At 68.4% G+C, this 22,761-nt stretch carries 18 protein-coding genes; 16 read left to right on the top strand and 2 right to left on the bottom strand.

The annotated features are described in order from the left end of the window. Positions 1-121 precede the first annotated feature (121 nt). From E8M01_RS07810 to E8M01_RS07795, 4 genes are all read left to right on the top strand, one after another. Positions 122-1,054 (top strand): branched-chain amino acid ABC transporter permease, encoded by a 933-nt coding sequence (locus E8M01_RS07810; protein ID WP_136964502.1) that lies wholly within the window; start codon positions 122-124, stop codon positions 1,052-1,054. Positions 1,055-1,058: 4 nt separating this feature from the next. After that, positions 1,059-2,870 carry a branched-chain amino acid ABC transporter ATP-binding protein/permease gene (locus tag E8M01_RS07805; RefSeq protein ID WP_136959613.1) on the top strand — a complete coding sequence of 604 codons (1,812 nt, stop codon included), beginning with the start codon at positions 1,059-1,061 and terminating at the stop codon, positions 2,868-2,870. 8 nt (positions 2,871-2,878) lie between these two features. Further along, positions 2,879-3,592: an ABC transporter ATP-binding protein gene (locus E8M01_RS07800; protein ID WP_136959612.1), complete on the top strand. Its 714-nt coding sequence runs from the start codon at positions 2,879-2,881 to the stop codon at positions 3,590-3,592. Between the two features lie 349 nt (positions 3,593-3,941). Next, positions 3,942-4,643: a GntR family transcriptional regulator gene (locus tag E8M01_RS07795; protein WP_246088635.1), complete on the top strand. Its 702-nt coding sequence runs from the start codon at positions 3,942-3,944 to the stop codon at positions 4,641-4,643. A 15-nt stretch (positions 4,644-4,658) separates the two neighbouring features. On the opposite strand, the gene nikR is transcribed toward E8M01_RS07795, so the two are convergent. After that, positions 4,659-5,105, bottom strand: a complete 447-nt coding sequence (gene nikR / locus E8M01_RS07790; protein WP_136959610.1) for a nickel-responsive transcriptional regulator NikR — start codon at positions 5,103-5,105, stop codon at positions 4,659-4,661. Between the two features lie 231 nt (positions 5,106-5,336). Between nikR and denD the strand changes: the two genes are divergently transcribed. Further along, the gene (denD, locus tag E8M01_RS07785) at positions 5,337-6,311 is read left to right on the top strand and encodes a D-erythronate dehydrogenase (RefSeq protein ID WP_136959609.1); all 975 of its coding nucleotides are present in this window, start codon (positions 5,337-5,339) and stop codon (positions 6,309-6,311) included. A gap of 55 nt (positions 6,312-6,366) precedes the next feature. Here denD and E8M01_RS07780 read toward each other — a convergent pair whose 3' ends face one another. Next, entirely contained in the window at positions 6,367-9,567 is a 3,201-nt protein-coding gene (locus tag E8M01_RS07780; protein WP_136959608.1) for an autotransporter outer membrane beta-barrel domain-containing protein, read from the bottom strand. A 610-nt stretch (positions 9,568-10,177) separates the two neighbouring features. Between E8M01_RS07780 and E8M01_RS07775 the strand changes: the two genes are divergently transcribed. The 11 genes from E8M01_RS07775 (at position 10,178) to E8M01_RS07725 (ending at position 22,759) form a co-directional block, all read left to right on the top strand. After that, a complete protein-coding gene (locus E8M01_RS07775; protein WP_136959607.1) occupies positions 10,178-10,642 on the top strand; it encodes a (2Fe-2S)-binding protein in 465 nt (154 codons plus the stop codon). Positions 10,643-10,663: 21 nt separating this feature from the next. Next, positions 10,664-12,820, top strand: coding sequence for a xanthine dehydrogenase family protein molybdopterin-binding subunit (locus tag E8M01_RS07770; protein WP_136959606.1), 2,157 nt, complete (start codon positions 10,664-10,666; stop codon positions 12,818-12,820). A gap of 103 nt (positions 12,821-12,923) precedes the next feature. Beyond that, entirely contained in the window at positions 12,924-13,157 is a 234-nt protein-coding gene (locus E8M01_RS07765) for a c-type cytochrome (RefSeq protein WP_246088634.1), read from the top strand. After that, a complete protein-coding gene (locus tag E8M01_RS07760; RefSeq protein ID WP_246088633.1) occupies positions 13,154-14,437 on the top strand; it encodes an NAD(P)/FAD-dependent oxidoreductase in 1,284 nt (427 codons plus the stop codon). Before E8M01_RS07765 ends, E8M01_RS07760 begins: the two co-directional genes overlap by 4 nt. Further along, a complete protein-coding gene (gene soxX / locus E8M01_RS07755; protein ID WP_136959604.1) occupies positions 14,430-14,873 on the top strand; it encodes a sulfur oxidation c-type cytochrome SoxX in 444 nt (147 codons plus the stop codon). The genes E8M01_RS07760 and soxX overlap by 8 nt, the downstream gene beginning before the upstream one ends. A 4-nt stretch (positions 14,874-14,877) precedes the next feature. Then, entirely contained in the window at positions 14,878-15,342 is a 465-nt protein-coding gene (locus E8M01_RS07750) for a SoxY-related AACIE arm protein (RefSeq protein ID WP_136959603.1), read from the top strand. A gap of 2 nt (positions 15,343-15,344) precedes the next feature. Continuing rightward, complete coding sequence (gene soxZ, locus E8M01_RS07745) at positions 15,345-15,662, top strand: thiosulfate oxidation carrier complex protein SoxZ (RefSeq protein WP_136959602.1); 318 nt, start codon at positions 15,345-15,347, stop codon at positions 15,660-15,662. Positions 15,663-15,664: 2 nt separating this feature from the next. Continuing rightward, positions 15,665-16,468, top strand: a complete 804-nt coding sequence (gene soxA / locus E8M01_RS07740; RefSeq protein ID WP_136959601.1) for a sulfur oxidation c-type cytochrome SoxA — start codon at positions 15,665-15,667, stop codon at positions 16,466-16,468. Between the two features lie 281 nt (positions 16,469-16,749). After that, the gene (locus E8M01_RS07735; protein ID WP_136959600.1) at positions 16,750-18,219 is read left to right on the top strand and encodes an efflux transporter outer membrane subunit; all 1,470 of its coding nucleotides are present in this window, start codon (positions 16,750-16,752) and stop codon (positions 18,217-18,219) included. Further along, positions 18,216-19,643 (top strand): efflux RND transporter periplasmic adaptor subunit, encoded by a 1,428-nt coding sequence (locus E8M01_RS07730; RefSeq protein ID WP_136959599.1) that lies wholly within the window; start codon positions 18,216-18,218, stop codon positions 19,641-19,643. Before E8M01_RS07735 ends, E8M01_RS07730 begins: the two co-directional genes overlap by 4 nt. Further along, positions 19,640-22,759 carry an efflux RND transporter permease subunit gene (locus E8M01_RS07725; protein ID WP_136959598.1) on the top strand — a complete coding sequence of 1,040 codons (3,120 nt, stop codon included), beginning with the start codon at positions 19,640-19,642 and terminating at the stop codon, positions 22,757-22,759. Before E8M01_RS07730 ends, E8M01_RS07725 begins: the two co-directional genes overlap by 4 nt. Positions 22,760-22,761: the final 2 nt, after the last annotated feature.

Genomic DNA, 22,761 nt, shown 5'->3' with positions numbered 1-22,761 from the left:
GGGTGCCGCTGAGTTCCTGGGGCCGCAGCCGCCGGCCCGTTCACCGACATCAAGGATTTCGCGGTCGGAGCCTCACCCGGTTCGCCGGGCGGCTTTGCATTGCGTGGGAGGCGTGACGCCAATGACTTCTACACTGTTGCAAGCCCTCGTCAGCGGGCTGGCGATCGGCGGCGTCTATGCCCTGATCGCGCTCAGTTTCAGCATTACCTTCACCACGACGAATTCGCTGAACTTCGGCCAGGGCGAGTTTGTCGGCATCGGAGCCTTTCTGGGGGTGACGGTGCTCTATGTCATCGCGACGACGGCCGGCGAGGCCATATCCTTCAGCTCGCTGCCGCCATCGACGTCGAACGGCCTTACCTATCCGGTTGCCGCCGTCGTCGTGACCTTGCTGTTCGGCGTTCTCGGGATCCTGCTGTTCGTCCTCGCCGTTCGGCCCTTCGCCGGCAAGACCGGAATGAACTGGGTCATGAGCACGATCGGCTTCGGCATCATCCTCCAGAGCATCGGCCTCGCCATCTGGGGACCGGCGCCGGTCAACCTGCCGTCGCCGCTCGGCGACGACGTCATCCGCATCGCGGGAACCGGTGTTCGGCCGCAAGAGATCCTCATCCTCGTCGTCGCGCTGGCCCTCATGGCCGGGCTGGACTTGCTGATGCACCGCACCCGCGTCGGCAAGGGCATGCGCGCGGTTGCCGCCAATCCGCAGGCGGCGGCACTGATGGGGATCGACGTCTCCAGCATGATGATCGGCGCCTTCGCGCTCTCCGCGGCACTCGCCGGGCTTGCCGGTCTCCTGGCCGCGCCGATCGCATCCGCCTCGCTGTTCCTCGGCCTTGGGATCGCGCTCAAGGCCTTCTCCGGGGCGATTGTCGGCGGTCTTGACAATCCGCGCGGCTGCATCCTCGGCGGCTTCATGCTGGGGCTGCTCGAGTCCGGCGTCGCCCTCTGGAATGCCCAATGGCGCGAGATCGTGATTTTCGTGCTGATCATTCTGGTGCTCGCGGTGAAGCCGAACGGCCTGTTTGGCGCCCAGTCCCTCGACAAGGTATGACGTCATGAAGGACATCGCTTTCGCCGTCGTCATTGCGATCTGCGCCGCGCTGCTGGTCGCGTTCCTGACCAACGACTTCTACCTCAGGATCCTGTTCTCGATCGGCATCTATTTCATCTGCGCCTCGGGTATGAACGTGCTGCTCGGCTACGCCGGGCAGAAATCGCTGGGGCAGGCGGGACTGTTCGCGGCCGGCGCCTATTCGGCGGCGCTGCTGACGACGGCGGGCGGGATGAACGGGTGGGTCGCCCTGGTGCTGGCCACACTCATCTCGGCGCTCTGCGGCGTGCTCATCGCGGTGCCGTCGCTGCGGGTCCGCGGGCCCAGCCTGGCGATGGTGACGCTGGCCTTCGGCGTCGTGATCGAGAAGCTCGTCACCGAGGCGACCGAGATCTTCGGCGGTGCGATGGGCATCTACGACGTGCAACCGCCGACCATCGGCGGCGAGGCGCTGACCATGTCGCAATGGGTGTGGTTCACCATCGCGCTCGGTCTCATCACGCACCTGCTGCTTCGCAATCTTCTCGTCGGCCGCTTCGGCCGGGCCTTCCGCTCGATCCAGGCCGATGAGGTTGCCGCAAGCGCCGTCGGCATTCCGGTCGTGCGCTACAAGGTGCTGGCCTTCGTCATCGCAGCGGCGACCTGCGGTTTGGCCGGAGCGCTTGTCGCCCAGCAGAACGCCTATATCAATTCCGACTTCGTCACCTTCCATCTGTCGATCTTCATCCTGCTCCTGGTGCTGTTCGGCGGCAGCGGCTCGCTCGGCGGCCCCTTTCTCGGAGCGGTCATCCTCACCCTGCTGTCGAGCCTGCTCGCGCGGTGGACCTGGATCGAGCACCTGGTCAACGGCGTGCTCCTCCTCTTCGCGCTCTATGCGATGCCGGGCGGGATAGCCGGCATGCTGTCCAGCCTCAAGGATCGCCTTTTCGCGCCCGCCGCCGGGATCCGGAAGGCCGTTCCAGGCCCGGCCGGCGCCGCATCGCTGCCCGTCCGCAAGAACGAGCTGGCGGTCGGCGCCACGGTGATGACCGCCGAGAACGTCTGCAAGTCGTATGGCGGCATCAAGCCGGCTCGCGACATCACCTTCTCGTTGAAGGCCGGCCATATCCACGCGCTCATCGGCCCGAACGGCGCCGGCAAGAGCACAATGATCAACATGCTGTCGGGCATCGTTCGCAAGGATCAAGGCAGCATCGCCTTCCTCGGCCACGATCTCAGCCGTCGGCCAACTTACAGGATCTGCGAGCTCGGCATCGCCCGCACGTTCCAGAACCTGCGGCTGTTCAAGGAATTGACGGTTCTCGACAACGTGCTGCTCGGCAGCCATAGCCGCATGAAGAACGGCTTCTTCCGGTCGCTGTTCGGGCTGGGCGGTCGGGAGGAGGCCGCGGCGCGGGCCCGTGCGTTCGACATTCTTCGCTTCGTCGACCTGGCCGATGTCGCCGGGATGCGCGCCGGCAGCCTCGCTTACGGATTTCAGCGCCGGGTGGAACTGGCCCGCGCCCTGGCGACCGAACCGGTTCTGCTGCTGCTCGACGAGCCGGCGGCCGGGCTGAACCCGCAGGAGACGGCCGAACTGGGCCAGTTGCTGCTCCGTATCCGCGATCAGGGGCTCACCATCCTGTTGGTGGAACATCATATGGATCTGGTCATGCGCATTTCCGACCACGTGCTGGTGCTCGACTATGGCGCGAAGATTGCCGAGGGCGAGCCGGCGCTGGTGCAGGCCGACCGCCGGGTGGTGGAAGCCTATCTTGGCGCCGACGACAACGAGATCGCCGATCTGGCGCGTCCGGCGGAGCGCGTTCCGGCATGAGCGACATGATGTTGGAGTTGGACAACGCCTCTCTGTCCTATGGCCCGATCGAAGCGGTCAGCGGCGCTTCGATCCAGGTCCGGCGCGGCGATGTCGTCGCCATTGTCGGCGCCAACGGCGCGGGCAAGTCGACGCTTCTCAAGGCGATTTCGGGCCTGATACCGCTGAAAGCCGGCCGCATCCGTTTCGAAGGCGCCGATATCACCACGATGCCCCCGCACAAGCGCGTGCAGGCGGGGATCGCGCAATCGCCCGAAGGGCGGCAGGTCTTCCCGAACCAGTCGGTCATCGACAATCTCGCGCTCGGCGCCTATGCGCGGCGGCTGTCGTCGTCCGCCCTGGCCAGCGAGATCGACGAGCAGTTCCGCTTCTTCCCGCGGCTTGGCGAGCGGCGCAGCCAGGTCGCGATCACGCTGTCGGGCGGCGAGCAGCAGATGCTCGCGATCGGCCGGGCGCTGATGGCGGGACCGCGGCTGCTGCTGCTCGACGAGCCCTCTCTCGGCTTGGCGCCGCTGGTGATCAAGGACATCTTCCGGGCGATTGCCCGTCTGCGCGACAGCGGGATGACGATCCTGTTGGTCGAGCAGATGGCGAACCTCGCCCTGGCCATTGCAGACCGTGGTTATGTTCTCGAAACCGGGCGCATCAGCATGTCGGGATCCGGGCGCGAACTGATGCGGGATCCCAGAGTTCGCGAAGCCTATCTCGGCGCCGGGCACTGACCGCCGGCGCCCTTCGCCCCCGCCATCATGAGCCCATGGCGACAGGCCCCTGGCTTTGAACTTTTTCAGTTCATCTGCCAATCCTCCCGCGACGATCGCGGCAGGGCCGGACCGTCTTGTCCATCGGTCGCCAAACGGGATTTCCGATGCCGATCCGGAGATCCGGGTCCGCGCCGGAAAACAGCGCTCCGGAGCGCGCGTCCGACCCGCGCATCGACTGCCCCCGGCCAAATTCCCACGCCGCCTGCATCGCGCCGAACGTCGTGTCGCTACAGACTTCCGCGACAGCCTGCTAAAGCTTGGCATGCAGCGCTCCGGCGCCGCGAACAGCCGTCGAGGAGAGGGTCCATTGAGCGAAACGCCTGAGGGCAGCACGCCGCCGCCGGAACCCGAAATCTTCGGCGAGATCACCCGCATCACCCGCCGCACCCTGCATGGCGAGGTGGTCAGCCATGTCCGCGACATGATCATCGAGGGCCGGCTGGCGCCTGGCGCGCGGATCAACGAGGTGCAGGTCGGCGCGCTCCTCGGCGTGTCGCGCACGCCGCTGCGCGAAGCCATCAAGACGCTCGCCAGCGAAGGCCTGGTCGAGGTCGTGCCGGCCAAGGGCGCGATCGTCCGGCGGTTCAGCGAGCAGGACCTGTTCCAGATCCTGGAAGTGCTGAAATCGATCGAACAACTGGGCGGCCGGCTCGCCTGCGCGCGGGCCGACCAGGCCACCATCGAGGCCATCGCCGACCTGCACCGGCGGATGCTCGGCTTCTACCAGAGCCGCGACCGGCTCGAATATTTCAAGCTCAACCAGGCGATCCACAGCGCCATCGTACAGGCCTCCGGCAATGCCGTGCTGGCCGAGACCCACACCATGCTGCAGTCGCGGATCAAGCGAGCGCGCTTCATCGGCCATGGCGAGCCGCAGAAATGGGCCGGCGCGGTTGCCGAGCACGAAGAAATGGTCGCGGCGCTGACGGCGCGCGATGCCGACCGGCTGGCCGAGGTCATCGGCCGCCATCTCGACGCCTCGCTGACCCGGGTGCGCGACGCGATCTGACCGGCGGGTGGCCGATCAGTCGTGATCGTGGTCGTGGGGATGATCGCCGACGCCGTGGCTGTGCCCGACCGGGATGATCTGCAGGTTGCCGAGCCTGACGCCACGCTGGGTGACGACGCCGTCGGCGAAACGTCTGACGGCGCTGACGCTGCCTTTCAGGATCGCCACCTCCAGGCAGTCGTGGTGATCGACATGGACATGCAGGGAGGCGACCGACAGGTCGTGATGTTCGTGCTGCGTCTCGGTCAGGCGCCGGGCGAGGTCACGGGTGTGGTGCTCGAACACATAGGTCAGCGCGGCAATGCACGGCGTGTCGTCTTCGGAAGCGGCCTGCTCGCTGGTCACCGCCTCGCGCACGATGTCGCGTAGCGCCTCGGAACGGCTGGTATATCCGCGCCGGTCGCTGAGCCGGTCGATCATCGCGAGGAGATCGTCGTCGATGCTGATCGTGATGCGTTGCACAGCCGAATCCCTGTTGCCGGTCGTTTTTCGATCTTATCGTCTCTACGTGCGCCAGCCAGGGACTGGATCAAAATCCGACAGGGCAGCAGACCTGACATGGCCGGCGCGCTTGCGGCTTGACTGGCGCGGCGGCTGTGCAACCGTGACGGGCACCGATCATCGCGCGAGAACGAGGCGCGGCCGACGACGCGCCGCGGTTTGATCCGGACCGGACAAGAGGAAACCCCCGACATGCGCATTGTCATCCTGGGCGGCGCCGGCATGCTCGGCCGCAAGCTGGTCGAGCGGCTGGCCGCCATCGGCTCGCTCGGCGGCCGGCCGATTACCGGGGTCGTGCTGCACGACGTGGTCGAACCGGCGCTGATATCGGCGCCGTTTCCGGTGAGCGCGGCGACCGGCGACCTCGCCGATCCGGGCGTGGCGGAAGCGGCGATCGCCGGCCGGCCGGAGCTGATCTTCCATCTCGCGGCGATCGTCTCGGGCGAGGCCGAGGCCGATTTCGACAAGGGCTACCGGGTCAACCTGCATGGCACGCTGAAACTGTTCGAGGCGATCCGCCATGCCGGCATCACCCCGCGGCTGGTGTTCTCGTCCTCCATCGGGGTGTTCCGCGGGCCGTTCCCCGAGACCATCACGGATGACTTCCACACGGTGCCGCAGACCTCCTACGGCACCCAGAAGGCGATCGACGAACTGCTTTTGACCGACTACTCGCGCCGGGGCTTTTTCGACGGCGTCGGCATTCGCCTGCCGACCATCTGCGTCAGGCCGGGCAAACCCAACAAGGCGGCGACCGGCTTCTTCTCCAACATCATCCGCGAGCCGCTGGCCGGCCACGCGGCGGTGCTGCCGGTCGGCGACGAGGTTGGCATGTGGCACGCCTCGCCGCGCGCCGCGGTCGGCTTCCTGATCCATGCCGCCAGCCTCGCCAGCGGGCTGATCGGTCCGCGCCGCAACATCACCATGCCGGGCGTCTCCTGCACGGTCGGCGACCAGATCGCCGCCTTGCGCGCCATCGCCGGCGATGCGGTGGTGGCGCGCATCCGGCGCGAGCCGGACCCGACGATCCAGCGCATCGTTTCAGGCGCCGCCTGGAAGTTCACGCCGAAGCGGGCGCTCGATCTCGGCTTCACCGCCGACCGGGACTTCGCCGGCATCATTGAGGCCCATATCGCCGACGAGCTGGGCGGACGTATCATGGCCTGACGCCCGAACGCGACAGGACCTGGCCGGTTGCGAGATGAGCCGCCCTGCCGGCGCCTCACCAGGCGTATCTGAGGCCGGCATTCGCCCGGATCGCCTGGTGCCGCTCGCCGAGCTCGCCCTCGATGGTCGAGGACAGCCTGAGGCCATTGGCGAAGCGCAGTTCGGCGCCGAGGGTCGCCAGCGCGGTATGCATGGACGGTCTGGCGCCGAACACGGTGAAGCCGGAGTCGGCCAGGGTCTGGAACGTCGCGTTGAGCGAGCGCTCGGTATTGGCCTGATAGGCCCAGGCGAGCCGGCCATAAGTGATCAGGTCGGTGGTTTCGGCGATGCGGGCCCTGCCGTCGAGCCTGACACCGAGTTCGGCGCGCGCCGTCGCCGTGCTCCTGGCCGCGAAGCTGAGCGCGAAGGCGCCGCCCGCCGGGGTCGACGCCTCGCGGTAGCCCGGCGCGGAATAGCCAATGGCCTCGATGGCGGCATAGGGTGTCCAGCCGAAACTGGCCAGGCCGGCGGCGGCTGAGCCGAAGCGCCAGCCGGTCTCGAGCCGGGCGCCATAGGTCTGGGCGGTGACGCGTGAGGAATAGACCTCGGGGCCGGCGATATTGACGTCGCGCTTGATGTCGAAGCCGTTCCAGCCATAGGCGATCGCCGCCGAGACATAGCCGTCCTGGACGCGGGTGGAGCCGTAGAGGCCGATCTGGAAGAGATCGCCGGTGCCGCCGCCGCGGCCGCCGAGGCCATAGGAGGTGCCGCCGCCGGCCAGCGCGAAACCGACCAGCGTGTCGGGCGAAAGCCTGCGGTCGGCGCCGGCCGCCACGCCATAGAGGCCGCCGGAGGTGCGGGCCGAGCCGACCGCCGCGTCGGCATTCATCCGGCTGGACTGGCCAAAGGCCTTGGTCCAGATCGACCAGTTTTCCGTAACGCGCAGGCCCGGTGTCGCCGGGCCCGGCGGATCGGCCATCTGAACCAGCGACGGCCCGGCGCCCGACGCCAGGGCGCCGCGGCTACCGACCATCGGATCGAGCATCAGGTTGAGGAACAGGCTCGCGGCGTTGAATGCGGCCTGCTGGGTGCCGGTCGCCGCCTCGCCGGAGAGTGTGTCGAGGCCCTGGACGATCCCCGCCGGCGTCCGATCATAGAGCGGGTAGAAGGCCGAGACATTGGCGCCGCCGAGGACCGCGCGGTCGATGCCCCCGGCGACATTGCCCGGGTTGGTGCCCGTGCCGGCCGGCAGGACCGGCCGCAAGAGGCCGGGCTTCAGCGTCAGGATCGCGTCGCTCGCCGTATAGATCACGGTCGCGCGCAGCGCCGGTGACAGCGTCGCGACGGATGAGAACGTGCCGGTGCGGCCGCCGGCTGCCGACAGGATCGTGTAGGGGGTGTCGAAGCTGAACCCGGTGCCGAGGCCGACCACGCGGAGGCCGCCGGCAAGACTGGCCGTGCCTGTGACGTTGATGCGGTCGGTGCCGGCGCTCGACGCTTCGATCACGGTGGTGCTGCCGGCGGCGAGCGTGAGAGTGCCGCTGACCGTGATCGTGCCGAGGGAGTTGCCGGGCGCGAGCACACCGCCGGCATTGATCGTGGTCGTGCCGACCGTTCCGGTGCCGCCGAGCGTTCCGCCGCTGCTCACCGTCAGGCTCGCCGCCGAGGCGAGATTGCCGTTCACCGACAGCGTGCCGCCGCTCACCGTCACTGGCCCGGCATAGGTCGAGGTACCGGTCAGCGTCCAGTTCGACGATCCCGCCTTGTCGAGAAGCGACCAGCCCGAGCCGATCTGACTGACGTCGAACGTATTGCCGCCCGCGCCGGCGAAGCGGAAGGTGTCCGTGCCGCTGCCGACCGCCTGGCCGGTCAGCGTCGCGGCCGATCCGCTCATGCTGAAGAGGTTGTTGGCACCGAGGAGGATCACCGCAATGCCGCCAGTGCCGGTGATGCTGCCGGTATTCGTCACCGCGGTCCGGCCCAGAGACGTCGCGATGCCTATGTTGCCGGCGATCGCGCCGTTGTTGGTGATCGTGTTGACGCCGCCGCCCGCGACCAGCACACCGATGCTGGCCGCGCCCTGCACGGTGGCACCGGCGCCGATCGACACAAGCACGCTGCCTGTGCCCTGCGTAACGGCCGCGATGGCGGTATTCGCGGCGGTGATGTTGCCGTTCGCCGCGACCATGATGTTGCTGGCGTTGAGGACGTTCAACATGGAGGCTTGAACGCCGAACACCCCTCCGCTGATCGTGCCGGCGGTCGTGACGTCGACCGCGCCGGTGCCGGTCGAGATGGCCTGGATACCGGAGCCGCCGCCGGCCATGGTGATCACGCTGCCCGCGGCCGTATCAACCCAAAGCCGGCCTGCGCCACTGTGCTCCGCACGGACGCCCGCGGTTGTCGCGAAGATCGTGCCGCCTTGGAACAGGCTGACATTTCCGCTGCCCGACCCGTTCAATTGAATGCCGTTCTTGAACGACGTCGCGGCGCCGGCGCTGCCGATATTGGCGTTCGAAGCGATGGTGACTGTGCCGCCGAACGACAGCGCAGCGATACCAGCGGTGTCATTGGCGGCCCCGCTGGCATTGGTGATCGTCGTGTTGCTGATCAGCCGGGCGGAGACGTTTCCGCCGCCGCCGCTCAGCAAGAGCAAGCCCGTTCCAGTGGCAGCGGTCGCCGCGAGGCCGCCGCCATTCAGAAAGACGGCGATCGCGCCGGAATTCGATTGGGCGACCAGGCCGCTCCCGCCGGAAAAATTGGCCGCGACCGGCGTGCCGCTCGCGCCGACCGTGATGGCGCCGGCACCGGTTGCGTTGAGAAAGAGGCCGGCACCCGTGGTGGAGATGCCGCTGAGACTGCCATTGCCCGAATAAGTGATGTCCCCGCCATTGGAACTGAGATGGAGTGCGCTGGCGGACCCCGTCAGCGCGCCGTTATTGGTGAACGTCAGGGGCGCGCCGAGCTCGTCCGCGGCGATCCAGAGCCCCTCGCCCATGACCGTCTGGCCGGCATTGACCCTGGCGGTCACCGCGCCTCCGACGGTGAACTGCTGCTTGTAGTCGTTCGACGACGGGCTTGCCGCATCGACATTCGTCGAGGCAATCGTGACCGTCGTGGCGCAGGCGACGGTGTTGGGCGCCGCCGTAACCGTGCAGGCAGCAAGCGCGCTGCCGGGATGGCCGGCGATGACCGCAATGAATGCGCCGGTGAAGGCCGTGCCGGCGAGCAGGGCCCGCTTGGCCGTGCCCCGGGCCTGCCTGATATGCTGCTGCATGCTGCCCCGCTGAGCCGACTGCCAGTCCCCCGAACCACGGCCCTAAACTCCGAGGTATCGCAGATCCGGTTGCGCGCGCCAGTACCTCGCGCGCGGCCAGTGCCTGCATAGGCAAGGCCCGGCGCCGATTCCCGGCCGTTGTGATCATTATGCAACGACAGGTTGCCGCACCATCGAACCCGCCCGTCGCGCGCAGGTTCAGTGTCACGTCGGTAGCGATCGATCGCGGCTTCGCCACCGACCGGGATTTCGCCGGCATCATCCAGGTCTTGCGCGGCGGCCGAGGTCGCGCCTTCCGCTTGTGGTTTTGCCGGCTCCGGACCGCCGCACCGGCGGCCGCCGGCGCGCCGCGACCGGCCACATCATCACAATTCCACGTCATCACAATTCATTGAGACCGCTGCCGATTGACGCTCGGCCGCCGCCCGTCCCACACTTTGGAAATATTCTGTTCTGACGGGCCAGGGCTGTCGGGGGATTTCGGTCGGCGATCGTCCGCGAGCGGGCGGCGCGGCCGCCGATCTCCCAAGCCGAGAAGAGCCCCGGTCCCACCAGCCTTCGTCCAGAGCCAGCCTTCGTCCCAGAGCCTTGCCGAGAAGGGGAAAGCGTCATGCCGAGATTGATGATCAATGGGAAGGCCGTCGACGTCACGGTCGAGGACGACACGCCGCTGCTCTGGGTGCTGCGCGAACAGGTCGGACTGACCGGCACCAAATATGGTTGCGGCATCGCCCAGTGCGGCGCCTGCACCGTTCACATCGACGGCCAGCCGGTGCGCTCCTGCGCGATGCCGGTCGGCTCGATCACCGCCGAGCAGCAGATCGTCACCATCGAGGGCCTGTCGGCTGATAGTTCGCACCCGGTGCAGAAGGCCTGGGCGGCGCTCGACGTGCCGCAATGCGGCTATTGCCAGTCGGGCATGATCATGGCGGCGGTGGCCTTGCTGGCGGCCAAGCCGAAACCGACGGATGCCGATATCGACGCCGAAATGACCAATATCTGCCGCTGCGGCACCTATAACCGGGTGCGCGCGGCCATCCATCTCGCCGCCGATGGCGGCGTGCGTCGCGGCTGACGGTTTGAAACGGGGATTGCCATGACAACGCTCGATGTTTCACGCCGCTCGTTCCTGGTCGGCTCGGCCGCCGCGGGTTTCACGCTCGGTTTCCACGTGCCCTTCGACGGCGAGGCGCTCGCCCAGGGCCTGCCGCCCGAGGTCAATGCCTGGGTCGTCATCAGGCCCGACGACACGGTGGTCATCCGCATCGCCCGCTCGGAAATGGGGCAGGGCACCTTGACCGGGCTTGCCCAGCTGGTCGCCGAAGAGCTCGAATGCGACTGGTCGAAAGTGACGACCGAATATCCGACGCCGGGTCAGAACCTGGCGCGCAGCCGGATCTGGGGCAATTATTCGACCGGCGGCAGCCGCGGCATCCGCGAGAGCCAGGACTATGTCCGCCAGGGTGGGGCTGCGGCGCGCGTCATGCTGGTCGCGGCGGCGGCACAGCAATGGGGCGTGGCGGCCTCCGAATGCCGGGCCGCCAACAGCCGGATCACCCATGCGGCCTCGGGCCGCTCGGTCAGCTATGGCCAGGTGGCCGCGGCGGCGGCCCGGATCGAGCCGCCCAAGGACGTGCCGCTGAAGGACCCCAAGGATTGGCGCATCGCCGGCCAACCGGTGAAGCGGCTCGACACCGCCGACAAGCTGAACGGCCGGCAGGTCTATGGCGCCGACCTGGTTCTGCCGGGCATGCTGAACGCGGCGATCAAGGACTGCCCCGTGTTCGGCGGCAAGGTGAAGAGCTTCGATGCCGCGGCGATCGCATCCCGCCCCGGGGTCAAGCAGGTGGTTGCGGTCGGCGACAGCGCGGTGGCGGTGGTCGCCGACACCTGGTGGCGGGCCAAGACCGCGCTCGATGCCCTGCCGATCGTCTGGGACGAGGGGCCGAACGCCCAGGTCAGCAGCGCCACCATCGACGCCATGCTGAAGGAGGGCCTCGCCGCGCCGCAGGCCCATGTCGGCAACGAGGCGGGCGATGCCAAGGGCGCCATCGCGCGCGCCGCCAAGACCGTCGAGGCGACCTATAACTACCCGTTCCAGAACCACGCCACGATGGAGCCGATGAACGCTACCGCCAGGTTCACGCCAGGCAAGCTGGAGGTCTGGTGCCCGACCCAGAACGGCGAGGCGGCGCTGGCGGCAGCCGCCGCCGCGGCCGAACTGCCGGTGCAGAACTGCGACGTCATCAAGCTGCATCTCGGCGGCGGTTTCGGCCGGCGCGGCGCGACCCATGATTTCGTCCGCCAGGCGGTGCTGATCGCCAAGCAGATGCCGGGCATTCCGGTCAAGCTCCTGTGGTCGCGCGAAGAGGACATGCTGCACGGGCGCTACCACCCGATCACCCAGGCCAAGATGGTCGGCGGGCTCGACGCCTCGGGCAAGCTCGTCGGCCTGCACATGCGCATTTCCGGCCAGTCGATCCTGGCCGGGCTGGCGCCACAGAACATGCAGAACGGCGTCGACCGCGTGGTGTTCCAGGGTGTCGCGCCGAGCGGCGAGGCGGCCTTCGGTTACACCATTCCGAACCTGCTGGTCGACCACGCCATGCGCAATCCGCATGTGCCGCCGGGTTTCTGGCGCGGCGTCAATGCCAACCAGAACGCCATCTATGTCGAGTGCTTCATGGACGAGCTCGCGAAGGAGGCCGGCAAGGATCCGCTGGCGTTCCGGCGCGAGATCATGACCAACAACCCTCGGAATCTGGCGGTGCTCAACGCGGTGGCCGAAAAGGCCGGCTGGGGCACGCCGGCGCCGGCCGGGGTGTTCCGCGGGCTGGCTCATCTGATGGCCTTCGGCAGCTATATCGCGGCCTGCGCCGAGGTTTCGGTCACCCAGGGACGGCTGAAGATCCACCGCATCGTGGCGAGCACCGACCCCGGCTATGTGGTCAACCCGCAGCAGGTGGAGGCGCAGATCGAAGGCTCCTTCGCCTATGGCCTGTCGGCGCTTCTTTACGGCGAATGCACGGTCAAGGGCGGCCGGATGGAACAGGAGAATTTCGACACCTACAATGTCGTGCGCATGGACGAGATGCCCAAGGTCGAGTTCGTGCTGATGCCATCGGGCGGGTTCTGGGGCGGGGTCGGCGAACCGACCATCGCGGTGGCGGCGCCGGCGGTGCTGAACGCCATCTTCGCGGCGACCGGCAAACGCATCCGTTCGATCCCGCTGAAGAACCAGCAACTGGCCTGACATGGCGCGACCGCGGCCAGCGATGGGCGCGCTCAGGGTCGCCGCGACGGCATGCGTCGCGGCGGGCCTCGCCTTGGCCTGGACGCCAGCCCGGGCGCAGTCCGTGCCGCAGTCCATGCCCGTTGGGGCGCTCGCCTGCGGCGGCTGCCATCCGGCGGTATCGGGCGGCCTGGTGCCGCCGCTCGCCGGCATGCCGGCCGACGGGGTGACCGAGGCCATGCTGGCGTTCCGCTCCGGCGCCCGGCCGGCCACCGTCATGGACCGTATCGCCAAGGGATTTTCGGAAGACGAGATCAGGGCGCTCGCCGCCTGGTTCGCCCGGGAGAAGCCGCCGTGAGGGATCAGAGCCTCAACCGCCGGATCCTGCTGGGCGCCGTGGCGAGTTCGGTCGCGAGTTCGGTCGTGGACTTGGCCACGCCGCGGCTGGCGCGCGCGCAGGGCCGGGCCCAGGTGGTGGTGGTCGGCGGCGGTTTCGGCGGCGCCACCGCCGCGCGTGCGCTCGCCCGCAGCGGCCATGCCGTGACACTGGTCGAGCGCGACGCGGCGTTTCTCGCCTGTCCGTTCAGCAATGCGGTGCTGGTCGGCCTGCGCCGCCTCGACCAGCAGCGCTTCGGTTATGACGGGCTGACCGCCGCCGGGGTGAAGGTTGTCATCGACACCGCCACCGGCGTCGATGCGGCGGCGCGGCAGGTCACGCTCGCGGCCGGTGCGACGCTTGGGTTCGACCGGCTGATCCTGGCTCCCGGCATCGACCTGAACCACGGCGGCATCCAGGGTTACGGCGAGGCGGCCGCCGAGGTCATGCCGCATGCCTGGCGGGCGGGCGCGCAGACCACGCTGCTGGCGCGCCAGCTGGACGCCATGGCCGATGGCGGCACGGTGGTCATGTCGGTGCCGGCCAATCCCTATCGTTGCCCGCCCGGGCCTTATGAACGCGCCAGCCTGATCGCCTGGTATCTGAAGGCGCGGAAACCGCGGTCCAAGCTGATCGTGCTCGACGCCAAGGATACGTTCTCCAAGCAGCGGCTGTTCCAGCGTGCCTGGAACGAGCTCTATCCCGGGCTGATCGAATGGGTTGGCCAGTCGGCCGGCGGCACGGTGACCGCGGTCGATGCCGAGACCAGGACCCTGAGCACCGATTTCGGCCGGCACAAGGCCGATGTCGCCAATGTCATCCCGCCGCAGCGCGCCGGCCGCATCGCCGAGCTCGCCGGCGTCGCCGACCGCAGCGGCTGGTGCCCGGTCGACCCGGTGTCGTTCGAATCGCGCCGCCAGCCGGGCATTCATATCGTCGGCGATGCCGGCATCATGGGCGCCATGCCGAAATCGGCTTTCTCGGCCAATGCCCAGGCCAAGGCCTGCGCGCTCGCGATTGCGGCCCTGCTCAAGGGCGCCGAGCCGCCGCCGGTCCGGCTGATCAACACCTGCTACAGTCTGGTCGCGCCGGATTACGGCATCTCGGTCGCCGGCGTTTATCGGCCGGCCAACGGCCTGCTCGCCGATATCGAGGGCGCCGGCGGCACCAGCCCGCTGGACGCGCCGCGCGACCAGCGGCTGGCCGAGGCGCATTATGGCGAAGCCTGGTTCCAGACCATCACCAGCGACGTCTATGGCTAGGTCCATGCTGGTGCTCGGTTTCCTGTTGGCGAGCCTTGCCGCGGCGGTGGCCGAGGACAGGCCGCAAGCCCCCGGCGCGCTGGATCCTGGTGCCGTGCCGTTGACCGACGCGCCGGGCGACGCGGCGCGCGGCCGCGCCATCGTCGCCGACCGGCGCAAGAGTTTCTGCCTGTTGTGCCATTCAGGACCGATCCCGGAGGAGCGTTTCATGGGCAATCTGGCACCGCCGCTCGACGGCGCGGGGGCCCGCTGGAGCGCCGCCGCGCTCAGGCTCCGGCTGATCGATGCATCGCGTCTCAACCCCGACACGATCATGCCGCCCTATTTTCGCACCGAGGGGTTCGAGCGGATGGCGCCGGCCTTGCGCGGCCGGACCATCCTGACCGCCCAGGAGATCGAGGATGTCGTTGCCTATCTCGTTAGCCTCAGGGAGTGAGCCGATGCCGGAGACGATCGCCGTCCTGCCGTCGCGCCGGACCTGCCTCGCGGCCGGCGCAGGCCTCCTGTCGCTCGCCATGGTGCGGCCGGCACGCGCCACGCCCGACGCCATGGCCGAGGCGATCCGGGCCTTCACCGGCGGCGACCGGGTGACGGTTGGCCGGGTCACGCTCGACATTCCGCCGCTGGTCGAAAATGGCAATACCGTGCCGCTGGCGGTCAGTGTCGAAAGCCCGATGACGGCGGCCGATCACGTCACCGCCATCGCCGTGTTCAACGAGAAGAACCCGCAGCCGAATGTCGCCACCGGCTATTTCGGGCCGCGCTCGGGCCGGGCCGGCTTTGCCACCCGCATCCGGCTGGCCGATACCCAGCAGGTCACGGCCGTCGCCCGGATGAGCGACGGCACGTTCTGGTCCTCGACCGCCGACGTCATCGTGACGCTGGCCGCCTGCCTGGAGGGGTGACCATGGCTGCCCTCCTGAACGTGCCGACGAGCGCCAAGGCCGGCGAGATCATCGAGATCAAGACGCTGATCTCGCACCCCATGCATACCGGCTACAACAGGGACGACAACGGCCAGCCGGTGCCGCGCGACATCATCCGGCTGTTCACCTGCCGTTATGACGGCGCGGAAGTGTTCCGCATGGAGCTGACCCAGGCGATCGCCTCCAATCCGTTCATCGTGTTCTCGACCATCGCGACGGCCAGCGGCCCGTTCCTTTTCGAATGGACCGACGACAAGGGCCAGGTCTGGCGCGAGACCGCCACCATCACGGTGGCTTGAGCATGCGGGCGCCGGTCCTGGTGCTGTTGACCTCGGTACTGGTCGCGCTCGGCCTGGTTTCGCGGGCATTGGTCGTGCCAGGGGCGGCGCGCGACATCGCGCCGGCCGAGCGGCTCTCGGGTTTCGACCAGATGCAGGCGGAAACCCAGGCCATGCAGCGCGAGGACACGTCCAATCCGGGCATGCTGGCGGCCCGCTCGGGCGAAGCCTTGTGGACCGCCAGGACCGGATCGAGAGGGGCTGCCTGCGTCGACTGCCATGGCGACGCGGCGACGTCGATGCGCGGCGTTGCGGCCCGTTATCCGGCTTACGATGCCGCCAGCGGCCGGCCGATCGATCTCACCGGCCAGGTCAATCAGTGCCGCAGCGAGCGTCAGGCCGCGGTACCGCTGCCGGCCGAATCCCAGGACATGCTGGCCCTGACCGCCTTCATCGGCCTGCAATCGCGCGGCTTGCCGATCGCGCCGCCCGACGATGCCCGGCTCGACGGCGCGCGCGCCAATGGCGAGAGCCTGTTTCGCCGGCGGATGGGCCAGCTCAACCTGTCCTGCAGCCAGTGCCACGACGACAATTGGGGCCGCCGGCTCGGCAGCAGCCTGATCCCGCAGGCGCATCCGACCGGCTATCCGATCTACCGGCTGGAATGGCAGTCGGTCGGTTCGCTGGCGCGCCGGCTGCGCAATTGCATGGTCGGCATCCGGGCCGAACCGGTCGCGGCGGGGTCGGCCGAGGCGATCGAACTCGAGCTCTATCTCGCGACCCGGGCGCGCGGCATGCCGGTCGAGACCCCCGCCGTCAGGCCTTGAGGCTGAGACCCGGCCCGGCCTCACTGTTCGCGTAATGCTCCCGCAAAGCTGTGGACGAAAGGTGGCGGGTGCCAGGAAACCCGGCCCGGCGCCGCGCGTCGACATGACAAGGGGAAACGTAATGATACACGATAGACGATGGACAAATTGTAATGACACAAACAGATGAGATCAGTGCACTCTCGCGAGAATGCATCGCCTGTCCGAACCGGCCGCCGATGACTTGACTTTTGACCGGCCGTCCTCGGATCGGCCGGTTTTGATTGCAACAGAACTGCATCATGTCGCCGATTGTTGAACGCATCGAACGATCTTCGAAAAGAGAATCGCGTGTCTTTCGCGCGCTGATGATGACGCTTGCCGGTCTGCTCGTCAGCGGTTGCTCGACCGATACACCGACCCGTGAGCTCGGCTTCCAGATGCCGGTCCGTTATACCGAAGCCTTACCTCAGGCCGGCAATATCAGCCCGAACTGGTGGCGCGCCTATCGGTTGCCGGCGCTGACCGTGCTGGTCGAGACCGCGCTCGACAAGAACCTCGACATCCGCGCGGCGATCGCCCGCATCCGCCAGGCCGAAGCGCAGATCATGACCGCGCGGGCGCCGCTCCTGCCGACGCTCGGCGGCACCGCCAGCGGCAGCCGGGCGCGCTCGTCGGGGGGCGGTTTCGAGGCGAGTTCGTTCTCCACCGCGCTCAGCACGACCTATATCCTGGATGTCTTCGGCCGCAACCGCACGCTCTTGGAGGCGGCGCAGGCGACGGCGGAAGCCAGCCGCGTCGACAAGGATCATGTCGCCCTGGTCACCGCCGCGACGGTGACCTCGACCTATTTCCAGTTGCTGGCGCTGCAGGACCGGGTCGCCATCGCCGAGCGCAATGCCGCCTCGGCGGCGCGCATCCTCGCCGCCATCAGGGCGCGGGCGACCGCCGGCACGGTGTCCGATTTCGAGATTTCGCAACAGGAAGCGCTGGCGGCGAGCGTGCGCGCGGCGGTGCCCGGCCTGCGCCAGCAGGTCGGCGTGACCCGCAATGCGCTGGCCATCCTGGTCGGCAGCGTGCCGCAGCAATTCAGCCCGCGCGGCGGGTCGCTCGCCAGCCTGTCGATCCCGTCGGTCAGGCCGGGCCTGCCCTCCGACCTGCTGCAGCGCCGGCCGGACGTGAAGGAAGCCGAGATCAGGCTCGCCTCCCTCGATGCCAATATCCGGGCTGCCAGGCTCGCCTATTTCCCGACCATCAGCCTGACCGGCCAGGGCGGTTTCCAGAGCGCCGCGCTCGGGCTCCTGCTGCAGCCGCATTCGGCGATCTATTCGGTCGCGGCGAGCGCCACCCAGACGATTTTCGACACCGGCACGTTGCGCGGCAATCTCGAGCTGCAACGCGGGCTCCACGACGAGACGCTGCAGACCTATCGAAAGACCGTGCTGACCGCGCTGTCCGATGTCAGCAACGGGCTCGAAGGCTCCAGGCAGACCGCCGAACAGGTGCGCTACCAGACCCAGGCGGTGGCGGCGGCGAGGCGGGCCTTCCGCATCACCGACGACCGCATCACTGCCGGCGTCATCGACATCGTGACCCTGTTGAACACCCAGCAGACGCTGTTCTCGTCGGAGGATGCGCTGGCCCAGGCCCGGCTCGGCCGGGCCCAGGCCTCGGTCCTGCTGTTCCAGGCGCTGGGTGGCGGATGGACGCCGGAAACATCACATACGGTCATCGTGCCGAATGCGGACGCTGAATGGAGGCGCACGCCATGACGCGGTCGCGCCTTGTTCTGCTGGTTCTCGCCGCCGCCGCGGCCGGCGCCGGCTATTATTGGTGGGAGATCTACCGGCCGGCGCAATTGGCCCAGTCACCCGACGCGACGCCGGGCGCATCCGCGCCCCGGGGTGGCGGCGGCGGCCGCGGTGGCGGCCGGCGCGGCGGCTTTGCCGGCGATCCGCCGCCCTCCGTCGTGGTGGTCGCGCCGCGCGTCGCCGACGTGCCGGTTCATATCGACGCGGTCGGCACGGTGCTGCCGCTGCGCAATGTGACGGTCCGGCCGCAGGTCGACGGCCGGCTGATCGAGGTCACCTTCCGCGAAGGCCAGACGGTCAAGGCCGGCGATGTGCTGGCGCGGATCGATCCGACCGTCTACCAGGCGCAATATGACCAGGTGGTCGCCAAAAAGGCGCAGGACGAGGCGATCCTGGCCAATGCGCGGCTCGATCTCGCGCGCTACACCCGGCTCGCCACCGACAATTCCGGCTCGCGCCAGCAGGCCGATACCCAGCGCGCGCTGGTCGCCCAATACGAGGCGCAGGTCAGGCTCGACCAGGCGGCGATCGACAATGCCCGCGCGGTGCTGTCCTACACGACGATCGTTTCGCCGATCGACGGGCGGACCGGCATCCGCATGATCGACGAGGGCAATTTTGTCCAGGCAAGTGCCACCACCGGGCTTGTCGTGGTGGCTCAGGTCAATCCGATCGCGGTGACCTTCAGCGTGCCGCAGCAGCAGTTGCGCACGGTGGTCGCGGCGCTGGCACGCGGCCGGCCGAAGACCGAGATCGTCGGCGCCGAAGGCGGACGGGTGCAGGAGACCGGCACGCTGGAGGTGGTCGACAACCAGATCGACCAGACCACCGGCACGGTCAAGCTGAAGGCGATCTTCGGCAATGACGCGGCGCATCTGTGGCCCGGCCAATATGTCTCCGTCCGGCTGGAGGTCGACATTCTCAAGGGCGTGACGGTGGTGCCGGGCGAAGCGGTGCAGCGCGGCCCGAGCGGCACTTTCGTCTATGTCATGAAGGACGAGGCGAGCGTCGGCGTCCGGCCGGTGCAGGTGGCGCGCGAGGCCGACGGCCTGGCGGTGCTGACCGGCGTGACGCCGCAGGACCGCGTGGTGACCATCGGTTTCGCCCGGCTCGCCGACGGCGCGGCGGTGCGCGTGGCGCAAGGCCAAGGTGGCCGTGCTCCCGGCGGCGCGCCGGCGGGCGCCCCCGGCAGCACGCCGGACCAGGTGACGCCTCCGGCTTCGCCTGCATCACCGGGCGCACCGACATCACAGAGCGCGCCGGCGACGGGCAACCCGACCGCCCAGGACACGCCGGCGCCGGCCGGTCCGCAGCCCGAACAGGGGCGGCGTGGCCGCAGGGCCGAAAACGGCGGGCAGCCCGGCGGAAGGCCGGCAACCCCATGAACGTCTCCGCGCCCTTCATCCACCGGCCGATCGCCACCTCGCTCCTGGCCTTCGCGCTCGTGCTGGCCGGTGTGCTGGGCTATCTCAGGCTGCCGGTCTCGTCGCTGCCGCAGGTCGAGTTTCCGACCATCCAGGTGACCACCCTGCTGCCCGGCGCCAATCCGGACACGGTCGCGGCCCTGATCACCGCGCCGCTCGAGCGCCAGCTCGGCCGGATCCCGTCGCTGGCCACCATGACCTCGGCGAGCTCGTTCGGACTGTCGCAGGTGACGCTGCAGTTCGATCTCGACCGCGACATCGACGCGGCCTCGCAGGATGTCCAGTCGGCGATCAACGCGGCCGGCTCGGTGCTGCCGCGGACCCTGCCTTATCCGCCGACCTATTCGAAGGTGAACCCGGCCGATGCGCCGATCGTGACGCTGGCGATCACCTCGGAGACCGCACCGCTCGAACGCCTCGCCGACATTGCCGACACGCTGCTGGCCCAGCGCCTGAGCGAAATATCCGGCGTCGGCCGGGTGTCGGTTGCCGGCAACCTGAAGCCCGCCGTGCGCATCCAGGCCGATATCAGCCGGCTCGCCGCCTATCAGATCAGCCTTGAGGATGTCCGTACGGCCATCGCCAATGCCAATGTCGCCGGCCCGAAGGGCTCGCTCGACGGTCCGCGCCAGTCCTTCACCATCGCCGCCAACGACCAGGTGACCGCGGTTTCGGCCTACAAGGCCGTCATCATCGCCTATCGCAACGGCGCGCCGGTGCTGCTGTCCGACCTGGCGCAGGTGAGCGAAGGGCTGGAGAACGCCCGGGTCGGCGCCTGGTATCAGGGCAAGCCGGCGATCGTCATCGATATCCAGCGCCAGCCCGGCGCCAATGTGGTCAGGACGGTGGAACGGGTCCTGGCCGAACTGCCGCGCCTGGAGCGCGCGCTGCCGAGCGGCGCCCGGCTGACCGTGGTCAATGACCGGACCGGCACGATCAAGGCCTCGATCCACGACGTCCAGCTGACGCTGGCGATCAGCGTCGCGCTGGTGGTCATGGTGGTGCTGATCTTCCTGCGCTCGTGGCGCGCCACCGTGGTCGCGGGGGTCGCCCTGCCGCTGTCGCTGGTCACCACTTTCGCCGTCATGTCGCTGATCGGCTTCTCGCTCGACAACCTGTCGCTGATGGCGCTCACCATCGGCACCGGTTTCGTCGTCGACGACGCCATCGTCATCATCGAAAACATCGTCCGGCGCATGGAAAAAGGCGAGGCGCCGTTCGAGGCGGCGCTCAAGGGCTCCAAGGAAATCGGCTTCACCATCGTCTCGCTGACGGTCTCGCTGGTCGCCGTGTTCATCCCGCTCCTGTTCATGAGCGGGCTGGTCGGGCGCATGTTCCGCGAGTTCGCGCTGACCCTGACGATCGCCGTGGTGGTCTCGGCGGTGGTGTCGCTGACGCTCAGCCCGATGATGTGCAGCCGGCTGTTGAAGCAGAAGCCGGAAGAGGCGGGCGAGCCGCGGCCGAACTGGAGCTCGCGGCTGGTCGACGCTTATGGCCGCAGCGTTGCCTGGGTGGTCGACCGTCCGGCCGGCATGCTGCTGTTGACCGCGCTGACGCTGGCGATCACCGTCTGGTTCTACATCGTCATGCCCAAGGGTTTCCTGCCGCCGCAGGATACCGGGGCTCTCACCGCCATCCTGCAGGCCGGCCCGACGACGTCGTTTCCCGAACTGAAGCGCCTGCAGGAAGAAGCGACCACCCTGTTCCGCGCCGACCCTGATGTGTCCGGACTGGTCTCGGTGGCCGGCGCCGCCGCCTCCAACCCGACCACCAACATGGTGCGGATGCAGATCTTCCTGAAACCGCGCGACGACCGCGCGGACACCGCGAGCGAGATCGCCATCAGGCTGCAGCGGGCGGCGTTGCAGAGCCTGACCGGATCGGTCGTCACCGTCAGGCCGGTCTCGGATATCCAGATCGGCTCGACCGAGAGCCGCGCGGCCTATCAATATACGCTGGTCGGGGCATCACGCCCGGAAGTGGTCAGCTGGGCCCGGCGGCTGGCCGAGCGGATCGAAACCGAGCCGCATTTCCGCAACGTCTCGCTGGAGATCCAGGAGGGCGGCGGCCGGATCACCATTGTCATCGACCGCGACGCGGCGTCCCGGCTTGGCGTTTCCATCCAGGGCATCGACGATACGCTTTACGATGCCTATGGCCAGCGCCAGATCAGCACGATCTATGCCCAGACCAACCAGTATCGGGTGATCCTGGAGGCCGACCCCCGGCAGGCCAGCGATCCCGCCGCGATCGCCCGCCTCTATGTCCCGGCGGTCAACCAGACGACCGGCGTCACCGTGCCCGTGCCGCTCATGGCGGTGGCCCGGATCGAGCGCGGCACGGCGCCGCTGATGCTGACGAACCAGGAGCAGTTTCCCTCCGCCACCGTCAGTTTCGATCTGTCCGCCGGGGCGGCCCTGAGCGATGCGGTGACGGCGATTACCGCGGCCCGCACCGAGCTCGGCGTACCCGACTCGGTGTCCGGCGATTTCACCGGCGAGGCGGCGGAATTCGCCCGTTCGCTCGCCGGCCAGCCCTGGCTGATCCTCGCCGCGGTGGTGGTCATCTATATCGTGCTCGGCGTGCTCTATGAGAGCTATATCCATCCGATCACCATTCTCTCCACCTTGCCCTCGGCCGGCATCGGCGCGCTGCTGGCGCTCTGGCTGACCGGCAACGACCTGTCGCTGGTTGCCCTGATCGGCATCGTGCTGCTGATGGGCATCGTGAAGAAGAACGCCATCATGATGATCGATTTCGCGCTCGACGCGGAACGGGAGCGCGGCATGGACCCGCGCTCGGCGATCATCGAGGCTTGCCGGCTGCGATTTCGGCCGATCATGATGACGACGCTGGCCGCCCTGTTCGGCGCGCTGCCGCTGGCGCTGCAGCAGGGCACCGGGTCGGAATTGCGCATTCCGCTCGGCATCACCATCATTGGCGGGCTGCTGCTCAGCCAGCTTCTGACGCTCTATACGACGCCGGTGATCTATCTCGAGCTGGAACGGCTCAGGCTGGCGCTGGGCGGAACGGTCCACGTGCCTGGCCAGCAGCCCCAGATCAAGCCTGGAGAGTGAGC

It is taken from the genome of Phreatobacter stygius (genome assembly GCF_005144885.1).
GTDB lineage: Bacteria > Pseudomonadota > Alphaproteobacteria > Rhizobiales > Phreatobacteraceae > Phreatobacter > Phreatobacter stygius.
Note: the sequence above shows the minus strand (reverse complement) of the source record. Positions and strands in the feature narration are given on the sequence as shown.